This is a genomic window from Streptomyces sp. P5F9, assembly GCF_057961495.1.
Genome location: NZ_JBXVPZ010000035.1, coordinates 1 through 13,588 on the forward strand (window position 1 = coordinate 1; position 13,588 = coordinate 13,588).

At 69.6% G+C, this 13,588-nt stretch carries 9 protein-coding genes; 1 reads left to right on the forward strand and 8 read right to left on the reverse strand.

All coding sequences use genetic code 11. The features are described from left to right. The 8 genes from araD to AC31A1_RS09220 all read right to left on the reverse strand — a co-directional run. Positions 1 to 630: L-ribulose-5-phosphate 4-epimerase AraD (gene araD / locus AC31A1_RS09185; protein ID WP_489652764.1), on the reverse strand; the 630-nt coding region annotated here is incomplete at its 3' end. A 37-nt stretch (positions 631 to 667) separates the two neighbouring features. Then, positions 668 to 2,185 carry an L-arabinose isomerase gene (gene araA / locus AC31A1_RS09190; protein ID WP_489652765.1) on the reverse strand — a complete coding sequence of 506 codons (1,518 nt, stop codon included), beginning with the start codon at positions 2,183 to 2,185 and terminating at the stop codon, positions 668 to 670. A gap of 47 nt (positions 2,186 to 2,232) precedes the next feature. Further along, the gene (gene araB / locus AC31A1_RS09195; protein WP_489652766.1) at positions 2,233 to 3,915 is read right to left on the reverse strand and encodes a ribulokinase; all 1,683 of its coding nucleotides are present in this window, start codon (positions 3,913 to 3,915) and stop codon (positions 2,233 to 2,235) included. A gap of 129 nt (positions 3,916 to 4,044) precedes the next feature. After that, positions 4,045 to 6,567, reverse strand: a complete 2,523-nt coding sequence (locus tag AC31A1_RS09200) for a CBM35 domain-containing protein (protein ID WP_489652790.1) — start codon at positions 6,565 to 6,567, stop codon at positions 4,045 to 4,047. 137 nt (positions 6,568 to 6,704) lie between these two features. Beyond that, on the reverse strand, positions 6,705 to 7,559 hold the full coding sequence (locus AC31A1_RS09205; RefSeq protein ID WP_043662415.1) for a carbohydrate ABC transporter permease: 855 nt from the start codon (positions 7,557 to 7,559) through the stop codon (positions 6,705 to 6,707). After that, complete coding sequence (locus tag AC31A1_RS09210) at positions 7,556 to 8,521, reverse strand: carbohydrate ABC transporter permease (protein ID WP_489652767.1); 966 nt, start codon at positions 8,519 to 8,521, stop codon at positions 7,556 to 7,558. Before AC31A1_RS09210 ends, AC31A1_RS09205 begins: the two co-directional genes overlap by 4 nt. A gap of 77 nt (positions 8,522 to 8,598) precedes the next feature. Further along, entirely contained in the window at positions 8,599 to 9,912 is a 1,314-nt protein-coding gene (locus AC31A1_RS09215; protein ID WP_489652768.1) for an ABC transporter substrate-binding protein, read from the reverse strand. Between the two features lie 170 nt (positions 9,913 to 10,082). Next, positions 10,083 to 11,153, reverse strand: a complete 1,071-nt coding sequence (locus AC31A1_RS09220; RefSeq protein WP_489652769.1) for a LacI family DNA-binding transcriptional regulator — start codon at positions 11,151 to 11,153, stop codon at positions 10,083 to 10,085. A gap of 169 nt (positions 11,154 to 11,322) precedes the next feature. Here AC31A1_RS09220 and AC31A1_RS09225 point away from each other — a divergent pair, with 169 nt between their 5' ends. After that, positions 11,323 to 13,464 (forward strand): glycoside hydrolase family 36 protein, encoded by a 2,142-nt coding sequence (locus tag AC31A1_RS09225; RefSeq protein ID WP_489652770.1) that lies wholly within the window; start codon positions 11,323 to 11,325, stop codon positions 13,462 to 13,464. The last annotated feature ends 124 nt before the right edge of the window (positions 13,465 to 13,588 follow it).

Genomic DNA, 13,588 nt, shown 5'->3' on the forward strand with positions numbered 1-13,588 from the left:
CGTGGGGGACAGGGCCAGGGTGTGGGTCGCCATCTGCGCCACGGCCTCGCAGATGATCGCGTGCTCCAGGGACGTGCGTGCGGTCGCGCCCCAGGTGAAGGGGCCGTGATTGGCGACGAGGGCGGCCGGGACCTCGGCCGCCCGCTGGTCGTCGCTCTCCAGAAGGTCGACGATCACCCGGCCGGTGTTGTACTCGTAGTCCTTCGCGCACTGGTCGGCCGTGAGGTCCGGGGTGCACGGGACGGGCCCGTTGAAGGTGTCGGCGTGGGTGGTGCCGAGCACCGGTATGTCACGTCGGGCCTGCGCGAAGGCCACCGCGTGGGTCGAGTGCGTGTGGGTGACGCCGCCGATCGACGGGAAGGCGAGGTAGAGGCAGCGGTGGGTCTCGGTGTCGGTGGAGGGGCGCAGGTCGCCGTCGACCACCTTGCCGTCGGACAGGCGGACGGTCACCAGATCGCCGAGGACGAGGTCCTCGTACGGGACCCCCGAGGGCTTGATGACGAACACCCCCGCCTCACGGTCGACGCCGCTCACATTGCCCCAGGTCAGCGTCGCCAGACCGACCTGGGGGATGGTCAGGTTGGCGTCCAGTACCTCTTGCCGCAGGCCGTCACGGACTCGCGCGGTCATCGGGCGTCTCCTTGCGTATGGATCACGAACATGGGAGTCACAGGGCCTGGGCCAGCCGGTGATAGGCGGCGTTCCAGCGGATCTCCTTGGTGAACTGCCCGGTGCTGGTGGTCTCGTCGATGGTCAGCAGCTCCACGCCCGCCATGGCGGCGTAGTCCGTCAGCGTCTCGGTGCCGACGGCCGAGCTGAGCACGGTGTGGTGCGGGGCGCCCGCGAGCAGCCAGCTCTCGGCGGACTCCGCGAGCGAGGGGCGCGGCTTCCACACGGCCCGGGCCACCGGCAGCCGGCGCAGGGGCTCGCTCGGGGTGACGACGTCGACCGTGTTCGCGGTCAGCCGGAAGCGGTCGCCGAGGTCGGACAGGCCGACGACGACGGCGGGGCCGGGGGCCGCGTTGAAGACCAGGCGGACCGGGTCCTCACGGTCGCCGATGGACAGCGGGTGGATCTCGCAGCTCGGGCGCTCGGCGGCCACCGACGGGCAGACCTCCAGCATGTGGGCGCCCAGGATGCGCGGGGTGCCCGGGCCCAGGTGGTAGGTGTAGTCCTCCATGAAGCTGGTGCCGCCGGGCCGTCCGGCGCCCATGACCTTCATCGTGCGCAGCAGCGCCGAGGTCTTCCAGTCGCCCTCGCCGCCGAAGCCGTAGCCGTCGGCCATCAGGCGCTGGACGGCGAGACCGGGCAACTGCCGCAGCCCGCCCAGGTCTTCGAAGTTGGTGGTGAACGCGGTGAAGCCGCCCTCGGTGAGGAAGGTGCGCAGGCCGATCTCCTGGCGGGCCGCGTACAGCAGCGAGTCGTGGCGGATGCCGCCGGGGCGCAGGGCGGGGGCGACGTCGTACGACTCGACGTATTCGGCGGCGAGTTCGGTGGCCTCCTTGTCCTCGACCTCGTCCACGACGGCCACCAGGTCGTTGACCGCGTAGGTGTTCACCGAGTAGCCGAACCGCAGTTGGGCCTCCACCTTGTCGCCCTCGGTCACGGCGACATCGCGCATGTTGTCGCCGAAGCGGGCCAGGCGCAGGGTGCGTGAGGCGTGCCGGCCGACGGCGGCACGGGCCCAGGCCGCCACGCGTCGGACTACCCTCGGGTCGGTGGCGTGACCGGCGACGATCTTGCGGTCGATGCCGAGTCGGGACTCGATGTGCCCGAACTCCCGGTCGCCGTGGGCGGCTTGGTTGAGGTTCATGAAGTCCATGTCGATGCTGGGCCAGGGCAGCGACAGGTTGTACTGGGTGTGCAGATGCAGCAACGGCCGGTCCAGGGCACTGAGTCCGGCGATCCACATCTTGGCCGGCGAGAAGGTGTGCATCCACACGATCACGCCCACGCAGGTGTCGGAGGCGCTCGCCTCCTGGCACAGCCGGCGGATCGCGTCGGCGTCGGTGAGGACCGGCTTCCACACGATCCTGACCGGGATCTTCCCCGGGCCGCCGAGGATCTCGGAGATGCTCCGGGACTGTTCGGCGACCTGGTGCAGGATGTCGTCGCCGTACAGGCCCTGGCTGCCGGTGAGAAACCAGATCTCCTGGTCGGGGTAGGGCGTGGCGTTGCTGTCCATGAGGGTTCCTTCCAAAGGGAGTTGACCACCGAGCGGGGGAGCGCCGCTCAGGCGGAGGCCTCGGCGCGGAGGTGGCGCAGACGGTGCATGACCTCGTTGGCGCCGCGGCCGAAGTAGTCGTGCAGGAGCCGGTATTCGGCGTACAGCCGGTCATAGGCGGCGGCCCGCTCGGGATCCGGCTGGTACACGGCCGGGCGGGCCTTGGCCATCGCGTGGGCGGCGGCCCGGATGTCCGGGTACACGCCGGCCGCGACCGCCGCGTGCATCGCCGCGCCGAGCGCCGGACCCTGCGCCGAGTCGATGACCCCGAGGGGGAGGCGGGTGACGTCGGCGTAGATCTGCATCAGCAGCGGGTTCTTCATCAGGCCACCCGCGATGATCAGTTCGCGCACCGGCACGCCGGACGTCTCAAACGCCTCGATGATGGTGCGGGTACCGAAGGCGGTGGCCTCCAGCAGGGCGCGGTAGATCTCCTCGGGGCGGGTGGACAGGGTCAGGCCCACCACGACACCGCTGAGGTCGTGGTCGACGAGCACGGAACGGTTGCCGCTCTGCCAGTCCAGCGCGATCAACCCGTGCTCGCCCACCCGCTGTTGGGCGGCGAGCGCGGTGAGGTGTTCGTGCGGGTCACGGCCGAGCGCGGCGGCCTCTTCGGCGTACGACGCCGGGAACCCGGTGCGCACGAACCAGCCGAAGATGTCGCCGACGCCGCTCTGTCCGGCCTCGTAGCCCCACAGCCCCGGCAGGATGCCGCCCTCGACCACCCCGCACATGCCTGGCACTTCGGCCCATTGGTCGCTGCTCATCACATGGCAGGTGGAGGTGCCCATGATGGCGACCATCCGGCCGGGTTCGACGGCGGTGGCCGCGGGCGCTGTCACGTGCGCGTCGATGTTCCCGACGCACACGGCGATGCCCTCGGGCAGGCCCGTCCACGCGGCCGCCTCCGCCGTCAACCCACCCGCGCGGTCGCCGAGTTGGCCGATCGGCTGGTCCAGCTTGTCGATCACGAAGCCGGCGAAGCCGGGGTTGAGCGCGGCCAGGTAGTCGAAGGAGGGGTAACTGCCGTCCTGGAGCTGGCCCTTGTACCCGGCGGTGCACGCGTTGCGGACGTAAGTGCCGCTGAGCCGCCACACGATCCAGTCGGCGGCCTCGATCCAGCGGTCGGTCAACTCGTAGAGCTCGGGGTCTTCTTCGAGCAGTTGCAGGGCCTTGGCGAACTCCCACTCCGAGGAGATCTTCCCGCCGTACCGCTGGAGCCAGGGCTCTTTGCGGGCGTCGGCGAGTGCGGTGATGCGGTCGGCCTGGGCCTGCGCGGCGTGGTGGCGCCAGAGCTTGACGTAGGCGTGGGGGCGGCCGGTGAGGTCGGGGAGTTCGCACAGGGGTGTGCCGTCGGCGAGGACCGGGAGGACCGTGCACGCGGTGAAGTCCGTGCCGATACCGACGACTTGGTCCGGTCGTACGCCGGAGCGGGCCAGCGCCTCGGGTACGGCGATGCGCAGGACGTCGATGTAGTCGGAGGGGACCTGGAGTGCCCAGTCGGGCGGCAGCGGGGTGCCGTCGGGGAGGGCCCGGTCGAGGACGGCGTGGGTGTACGGGTGCTCGGCGGCGGCCAGTTCGGCGCCGTCGGCGACCCGGACCACCACGGCCCGCCCGGACAGCGTCCCGTAGTCGACTCCGATGACGTAGGTGTCGGGATGGGTGTGTTCGCTGTTCTCGGCGTTCACCACCGGGCCGCCCTTCTGTTCGATATGTCAGTCGTCGTTCGACGTGCCGAATGGAGTGGAGAATAAATCTCTGGGATGGAACCCCCGGCCGGGGCCCGGCACAAGTACCCGGACCCCGACCGGAGTTGACGGTCAGCCGGAGACCGGCGCGACCGTGATGCGGTCGATGTTCGGTGCGTAGGCGCTCGCGTTGGCGAAGCTGATCGTGTTGGTGCCTGCCGTGAGGGTCACCGGGACGGGCAGGTCCCAGTAGCTGGACCAGCTGTAGTTGTTGCGGAACATGACGGTCTGCGCGGTGCCGCCGTTGACGGAGATCTGGGCCGCCCGGGAGACGACGTTGGTGTTGTAGTTCCCGGAGCCGGAGACCTGGTCGTTGGCGTAGCGGACGTTCATGACGTACCGCCCGGCACTTGCGGCACTCACCTGGAAGGTGAGCGTGTTGGCCGAGCCGTTGCCGACATAGCCGACGTACTTGCCGCCCGAGGCCCAGCTGTCCGAGGTGGCGACGGCGGTTCCCGCGAGGGTCGCGCTCTCGGCCTCGTAGGCGGAGACTCCCGTGGTGTCACCGCTCGCGGCCACCCGCAGATCGCGCAGGGTCAGCGTGGTGGAGCCCGAAGTGGCCGCCGTGATGCGGTTGTTGCCCGCCGACAGGTACAGCCGCGAGCTCTTGTCGGTGAGTGTGCCGCTCGTGGAGGCCAGCGTGACGGCGGTCGCGCCGTCCAGGGTGAGCGTGCCGGACCCGTTGGAGGAGTAGTCGGTGTGGACGGTGTAGTAGCCGTCGGTCGGCGCGTAGACGTCGAAGGCGGCCGAGGTGCCCGAGGTCAGGGCCAGCGCACCGGCGCCGGTCGTGCCGGACGCGGTGTAGTTGTAGGTCGGCGAACCGGTGATGTCCGCGTACGTGGCCGGGTAGGAGGTGTCCGCCGTGGAGGCCGCCGTGAGGTCGATCTTGTCGAGGGTGACCTCGTTGGTGCCCTTGGCCAGGGTGATCGTGTGCGTGCCCGCCGTCAGGGACACGGAGGCGCTCGCCGTGGAGCGGTAGGTCCAGTTCAGGGTCGGTGTGTAGGTGACCGTCCGGGAGGAACCGCCGTCGACCGTGAGGGTCTGGGTCGCCGGGCCGCCGCTCTGGTTGCCGTAGAAGACGTTCAGGTTGTACGTGCCCGTGGTCGGTGCCGTGACGGTGAAGGCGACCTTGCTGTCCGACTGGTTGAGGCTGCCGACGTCCTTGGTGCCCGAAGTGGCGTACCCGTAGGCGTTGGTGACGCTGCCCTGGGTGTAGACGGTGCCGTCGGTGACGGTCGCGTTCTCGGCCTCGTACGACGTCGTCGACGGGGTGCTCGCGGCGGTGGGCGTGCCGGTGCCGGCCGGGTTGACGACGATGCGGTAGGCCGACATCGGGTCGAGATTGGTCAGCGGGACGGTGATGCTGCCGTCGGAGGCGACGGTGTAGGTGCTGCGGGCGAGGACCGTCGGCGCGGGGCCGGCGCCCTCGTATCCGCTCCAAGCGGTGCGCTCCACCGAGACGTTGACGGTGCTGCCGAACGACGACGGTATGTTCTTGAGGACCGTGTTCGCCGAGCCGGAGGTGCCGCCGCCGAGGAGCACCTGGGCCTGCTTGCGGCCGGTGTCGAGGGACGCGATGGCCTGGAGCGTGTCGATGACGTTGGACTGCGGCGGGGTCACCTTGGCGGTCTGGCCGGTCAGGCCCGCGTACCAACGCAGCAGCCACCAGTCGCCGTTGGGGATGTTGGTCTGGCTGACGTTGCCGTCCAGGTTCCCCGCGATGTCCCAGTACGCCTGGTCGGCGTAGACCTTGTTCCGCTCGAACATCGACATCCACTGGATCATCTGACCCGGTACGGAGAGGTCGCGGCGGTCGCCGTACTCGTTGATGTTGACCGGGCGGGGGCTGATGCCCGCGTTGGTCTCGATGGTGCGGTAGGCGGCCAGGTTTCCCTCGAAGTTGGAGAGGGAGGTCGGGTCCAGCTCGTGCCAAGTGGTCATGTCCGGAAGGACGTTGTTGGCCTTGGCCCACGGGTAGAAGTCGCCCATGAGGCGGGCGTCGTAGTGCGTCTCGTTCGGGCCGGCGATCCTCGCGTTGGGGATGATCGAGCGGATCTTGTTGTAGACCGTCGTCCAGTCGCTCTCGAAGCTGGCGAGCGCGCTCTGGTACGTGGCGGTGGTCGAACTGCCAAGGCCCGTATACCAGTTGCCGTCCGGCTCGTTGAACGGGACCCACACGAACGTGCTCGCGTCGGAGCGGGCCGCGACCTTGGTGACCATCGTGGTGACCTTGGTGAGGTAGTCGCTCAGACCGAGGTTCTCGTACGGCCACGAAGCGTAGATGTCCTGCATGTAGATGAGGTTGTCGCCGCCGCCACCGCGGGCGAACTCCGGCTGGACGACCAGCGCGTCACCGTTCGGGTGCTGGGCGCCGTCCGGTGCCTTCTGGGCGATCGACGTCATGTGCAGGGGAGTTACGAGGTTGTCGCCGGGGACTCCGTCGTCGCTGAGGCCGTACAGGGCGCCGTTGGCTCCGTGCATGACCGCGCCGGTGGTGGTGCCGAGGTCGACGCTCAGCGTCGGGGTGGCCGCCTGTGCGGCGGGGACGGTCAGGGCCGTGCCCAGGAGGGCGGCGGTCACCGCGGTCACGCCCATGAGGGTGCGAACGGAACGGGATCTACGGGGTGTTCGAGGCATGGCTGTCCTCCTCCTCCCGCGGCGTTGCGGGAGGCTGTCTGGGTGCTTCGGGGGACCGGGGCGGCTCAACTGGCCTGGCCCCGGGGCTGCTTGGCCTACTTGACGGCGCCGCTCGTGATGCCGGAGACGATGCGGCGCTGCGCTATGACGAAGACGAGGACCATGGGGAGGCTCATCATCACGACGTAGGCGAAGATCAGGTGCCAGTTGTTGAGGTACAGCTGGGCGTTGGCGACCTGGTAGAGGTTGAGCGGCAGGGTGGCCTTGTCGCCGCCGCCGAGGACGAAGAAGGCGTAGAAGATGTCGCTCCAGGCGTAGAGCATCACCATGATCGTCGCGGTGGCGATGACCGGGCGCAGGAGCGGCAGGATGATGCGGAAGAAGACGCGGACCGGGCCCGCGCCGTCCATGCGGGCGGCCTCCTCCAGCTCCTCGGGGAGGGCGCGGATGAACCCGGTCATGAAGAAGATCGAGGTGGACAGGTACATCCCGGCGTAGACACCGATCATGCCGGGTCGGGTGCCGGCCAGGCCGAGTTGGCGCAGTTCCATGACGATGGTGATCACCGCGGGCGGGAGCAGGAGCCCGCTGATGCTCAGCGCGTACAGGGTGTTGACCAGGCGGCCCTTGCGGCGGGCGAACACCCATGCGGCGCCCGCCCCGAGGAGCAGGACGAGGACGACGGACGGGGCGACGACCAGGAGGCTGTTGACGAAGCCCTGGACGATCTTCCCTTCGTCGAAGCTCTGCTTGTAGTTCGCGGCGGCCTGGACGTGGTGCGGCAGCGAGAGGTTGGGCTTGATCGCCTCGGCCTGCGGCTTGAAGGAGGTGACCGCGACCAGCCAGAGCGGGATGCCGATGGTGACGCCGGCGACGATCAGGACGACGAGCGGCTGGACCCAGCGCAGCGGGCGCCGGTGTGCGGGGGCGAACGCGGTAACGGTGGTCACTGGTTGTTCTCCCTGCGGCGCAGGCCGACGATGACGGGCACGGCGAGGACGACGACGATGAGGAAGAGCACCAGACTCATCGCGGACGCCTGTGCGTACAGGCCCTGGCCGAAGATGCGGAACATGTAGATGTTGAAGACCTCGGTCTCGCCACCGGGGCCGCCTCCGGTGGTCGCCTGGACGATGTCGAAGGTGTTCATGGAGCCGATCAGCGCGGTCGTCACATTGAACGTGACGGCGGGCGCGAGCAGCGGGAACCTGACCGACCAGAAGGTGCGCCACCAGCCGGCCCCGTCGATCCGGGCCGCCTCCAGGACGTCACCCGGCATGCTCTTCAGACCTGCCAGGTAGATCAGCATGGCCAGGCCCATCCACTTCCAGCCGTGGATGAGGGTCACCACGACCAGCGTCCAGGTGGTCGAGCCGAGCCAGGGGGTGTCGACATGGTGTCCGGCGAGCGAGGACAGCACGCTGTTGAGCGCGCCGTCCTGGGCGAGCAGGGCGCGGAAGATGTAGCCGACGGCGAGCGCGGAGATCAGGACCGGGAGGAAGAAGACCGCGCGGAAGAAGCGGTTGAAGCGGGTGTCGCGCTCCAGCAGCAGGGCCAGGGCGAGACCGAAGCCGTTCTGGAAGACGGCCACGAGGACCGCGTACTCCAGGGTGATGCGGATGTCACGGGCCATCGACCCGTCGTGCAGGATGGTGCTGAAGTTCGACAGTCCCACGAAGCCGATCTGCGAGTGGAACGCCGACCAGTCGGTGAACGGGTAGACGAAGTTCAGCAGATTCGGCAGCAGGAAGAACACGCCGAACACGGCGAGCGCGGGCAGGGCGAACCACCACGGCTGGTTGGCCTTGCCGCGGAGCCGGTTGCGACGGGACGGCCGGTCCTGGGCGGTGTCCTGGCCCCGGTCCTTCGCGCGCGTGGCGTCGAGAGCGTCCATCGTGGCGGTGTCCACCACTTTCTTACCTCCGGTACGGGCCCCGGGCCCACCGCCGACGGGCGGCCCGGGGGAAAGGGCTGGCTCAGTGGCGCCGGTCAGAAGCCGGTGACGCCGCGTGCCTTGAGGACCTGCTTGAACTGGTCCTCGGCAGCCTGGGCGACCTGGAGCGGGGTCTTCTTGCCGTAGATCATGTCGGCGAGCGCGAGGTGCAGGTCCGGGGCGGTCAGCGCCTTGACCTGGAAGACGCCCTGGGCGCTGGACAGGGCCTTGGCCTGGGCGATCGCGGTCTGCGGCAGGCCGTCGGGGTTGGCGACCGAAGGCTCCACGGAGACCAGCTTGTTGGCCTTGATGTAGGCCGGGTAGTCCGGGCCGAGCCAGAAGGACATGAACTGCCGGGCCGCGTTCTGCCGCTTGGTGTCACCGGTGTTGAAGGCGACGACACCGTTCGTCTGGTCCGGCGAGTACTCGGCCTTCGCGGAGCTGTTGGCGATGGGGAACCAGCCGAGCTTCTTGTCGATGTCCGCCGTGCTGGAGGTGGCCTGGATCTCCGACTGGAGCGCGGTGACGTTGACGGCCATCGCGGCGCTGCCGTCCATGATCGCCTTGCCCTGGTCGACGAACGTGGCCGTCTTGTAGTTCTTCTGCGCCAGACCGCCGTCGAGGACCTTCGTCTTGTACTTGGTGATCGCGTCGACGATGGTCTTGTTGGTCCAACTGTCCTTGTTCTTGTTGAGGTTGTCCCAGAAGGACTGCGGCAGATCCGTCATCTGGGCCTGCACCTGCCACTGCAGCGGCCACTTGTCGCCGCCGACCTCGAAGAACGGCGCCACGCCCGAGACCTTCGACTTGATCTTCGCGGCGTCGGCGAGCAGCTCGTCGTAGCTGGTCGGCATGGTGGTGATGCCGGCCTTCGCGAAGACGTCCTTGTTGTAGTAGACGCCAAGGACGGCGGGGCTGGTGACGATGGCCGCGTAGCGGTGGCCGTCGACCTGGCCGAGGGTCTTCTCCGTCGTGCCGAGCTTGGAGACCCAGTCCTCGTTGTCGAGGGTCAGCAGGTTCTTGGCCGGCTGGACGAACGGCAGGGTGCTGCCCGTGGGCTGCCAGAACATCAGGTCCGGCTTGACGCCCGAGGCGAGCTTGGTCGGGACGTTCGACTCGTACGGGTCCGGTATGACCTCGGTGTTGATCTTGGCGCCGGTGGCCTTCTCGAACGCCTCGATGGCCTGCTTGGGCTCCGAGACGCTGTTCTGGGCCACCCACATGGTGAGGCTGACGCCCTTGAGGGAGGCGGTCGGGTTGACCGAACCCTCGGGTGCGGCGGTCGTGGCGCCCCCGGTGCTGTCACTGCACGCGGTGGCGGTCAGCCCGAGGACACAGGCGGTGGCAAGGACGGAGACGGCTCTTCTCATGGCGGATCCTTGTTCGTACGCGGAAGGGAGGCGGGGCGTTGCGGAGGTGCGGCGAGGCCTGTGGGGAAGGCGGCTGACGGGTACGGCGAGCGTGGCCAGGGGCGGATGTGCCGGCTGCGGCGAGCGCGGTGGACGTGACGGACAAGGCGCTGACGGACGCCCGGCCCGGTTCACGCGTCCCGTGGCCCCGAGCTCTCCCGGAGGATGAGGGTGGGTTCGGCCGGTACCGGCGCGGATTCCCGCTGATCGGTGTCGAGTTGGGCGCGCAGCAGCCCGAACGCGGCGCGGCCGAGACCGTGGAAGTCCATGCGGACGGTGGTGAGGGCCGGGGTGACGAAAGCGGAGTGCGGCGCGTCGTCGAAGCCGATGACGCTGATGTCCTCAGGGACCCGCCGGCCCGCGTGATGCAGGGCGCGCAGCACACCCAGCGCCAGGTCGTCGTTGCCGCACAGGATCGCGGTGACGTCCTTGTTCCGGGCGAGCTTCTTCCCCGCCTCGTACCCGGCCTGGGCGTCCCAGCCCTTGCCGGACGGCGGGGGCGGGGTGACGCCGGCCGCTTCCAGTGCCTGGCGCCAGCCCTCGGCGCGGGGGCCCGCCAGGCGCCGGGTTCCGGTCGAGGCGGGGATGGCGACGTAGTGGACGTTCGTGTGCCCGAGCGACAGCAGGTGCTCGGTGGCGGCCCGTGCCGCCTCGCGGTCGTCGGCCCACACCGCCGGACGGCCGGGTGACCGGCCCGGCGGCGGCGCCTCCACCAGCGCCGCGCACGGTACATGTGCCGGTACGCGGTCCAGGGCGGCGGCACCGATGCGGTCGTAGCCGATGACCACCAGGCCGCCACCGGTGTCGGCGGCCGCGGCGATCGTACGGTCCAGGTCGTCCTCCGGGGTCACCACCCGCACCCCGAGCGCGTATCCGGCGGCGCGGGACGCCTCCTCCAGGCCCTGCAGGGTGGCCGCATAGCCGTAGAGGACGGTGTTCGAGGTGATGACCGTGACCGATCGGGTGACGCCGCTGGCGAGGGCGAACGCGGTGGCGTTGCGCCGGAAGCCGAGGGTCTGGATGGCGGCGTCGACGCGCTTGCGGGTCTCCTCCTTGACGTTCGGGTGGCCGTTGATGACCCGCGAAACGGTCTGGTAGGAGACGCCTGCGGCAGCCGCGACGTCGCGGATACTGGCGGCTTTCTGCGGTCCCTGAGGGGGGTCGCCGTGGCCGCCGGAGCTTGTGTGACCGGTCACATCCATGCGAGGATTGTGAGCGGTCACAACGTGGGCGTCAAGAGACCGTAACTGGGGATTTACCTTTCGAATACATCGGCCGGAGCGGCGAGTTCCCGCCGACCGGGCGAGAAGCCCCAGCTCAGCGCCTGTACGAGAGCCGCAGGACCGAACTGTCCCAGAAGGGGAAATTGTGTTGACCGGTGTCGTCGAAACAGCCGAGAGGTCCCGTATCTGGTCGCACCCGGAGCTCGGGTTGCACGCCGTCCTGGACGCCGACGGGTCGGTGAGGCTGGGGAGTTCCGGCCAGGACTGGGACCGCCTGGTCCCCCTCGTCGAGGTCACCGCGACCGGTCACGGGCGCCTGTGGTCGGGCGAGCGCTTCATCGAGACGGCCATCGGCGAGCGCCTGGCCTACCGTGACCACGAGACGCGGACACTGCGGGACGGCGGCCTGGAGCGTACGACGATCCGGCTCGCGGACCCGGTGACCGGCCTGGCCGCCGAGGTCACCCTGGAGGCGAGCCCCGGCGCGTCCTTCCTGCGCTCACGGGTACGGCTGGTCAACGAGGGTGCGGAGCCGCTCCGGTTGGAGAGCGTGACGACTCTGACCCTCGGCGGGATCACCTCCTCCGTCGCCGGATCCTCTGCTGTCGATTCCTCCGTCGCCGAAGACGGCCTCCACGGGTTGACCCTGCACTGGGCGGACAACGACTGGCTCGCCGAATGCCGTTGGCGCCAGGCCGAACTCCGCGACGAGGTCGTGCCGTTGAGCCGGTTCGCTCACGGGCGTGAGGGGCGCGGCTGCTTCGAGCGCTCCTCGCAGGGGAGTTGGTCCACCGGCCGGCACCTCCCGGTCGCCGCCCTCACCGACCCGGAGGGCAAGGCCTGGCTGTGGCAGATCGAGTCCAGCGCGGGCTGGCGCTTCGAGACCGGCGAACGCGAAGGCGCGGCCTACATCGCCCTGTTCGGCCCCGACGACGCCCACCACCAGTGGCACCAACTCCTCGCCCCCGGCGAGGACTTCCACACCGTCCCCGCCGTCCTCGTCCGTGCGGAGACCGGCGGCCTCGACGCCGCCTTCGGCACCCTCACGGACTACCGCCGGGGCATCCGCCGCGACCACCCCGACCACCGCACCCTTCCGGTGATCTTCAACGACTACATGAACACCCTGAACGGCGACCCCACCACCGAACGGCTCCTGCCGCTCGTGGAGTCGGCGGCGGCCGCGGGCGCCGAGGTGTTCGTCATCGACGCGGGCTGGTACGACGACGACGCCCAGGGCTGGTGGGACTCCGTCGGCGCGTGGGAGCCCGCGCCCAACCGTTTCCCGGGCGGCATCCAGGAAGTCCTCGACGCCATAGCGAAGCGCGGGATGACCCCGGGCCTCTGGCTCGAACCCGAAGTCGTGGGCGTACGCAGCCCGTTGGCCCGGACACTGCCGCCCGAGGCGTTCTTCCGGCGCGGCGGACTGCGCGTCACGGAGCACGGCAGGCACCACCTGGACCTGCGTCACCCGGCCGCCCGCGCCCACCTCGACGAGGTCGTGGACCGGCTGGTGGGGGAGTGGGGCGTCGGCTATCTGAAGCTCGACTACAACATCAACATCGGCCCCGGCACCGAGAACGGGACCGAGAGCGCGGGCGCCGGACTGCTCGGGCACCACCGCGCGCACCTCGACTGGATGGCCGGACTCCTCGACCGCCATCCCCAACTCGTCCTGGAGAACTGCGGATCGGGCGGCCTGCGCATGGACTACGCCCAACTGGCCGTCGCCCAGCTCCAGTCCACCAGCGACCAGCAGGACCCGCTGCGCTACCCGCCCATCACCGCGGCGGCAGCCACCGCCGCGACACCCGAACAGGCCGCCGTGTGGGCGTACCCCCAGCCGGACCAGACCTTCGACGAGATCGCCTTCACTCTCACCGGCCCGCTCCTCGGCCGTATCCACCTCTCCGGCTTCCTCAACCTCATGAACGACGAGCAGTTCGACCTCGTCCGCTCTGCGGTCTCGGTCTACAAGGAGGTCCGGGGGGAGATCGGCACGGCACATCCGTTCTGGCCGCTGGGGCTTCCCGGGTGGGAGGACGGGTGGATCGCGCACGGGCTGCGGGGGGCGGACGCGACGTACGTGATGGTCTGGCGGCGGGCGTCGGGTGACGGCACCGACCGCACCTTCACGGTTCCGCATCTGCTCGGGGCGCCCGTGCGAGCGGCGGTGCTGTATCCGACGAGTGCGGGTGCCGGTGCCGAATGGGACGCGGCCGAGGGGCAGTTGACGGTGTCGCTGCCTCGGGTCGACACCGCTGTTCTCGTTCGGTTGAGCGCCGGCTGAGTCCTGCGGTCGGTGGAGTCCTTCCGTCCGGTGGACCGGAGGGCTCCAGCGCCGCCGTTGCACGGCTGATCCACCGGTGATCGGCATATTGCGGATTTCGTGCATGTTCCGTCGGAAAGCAACC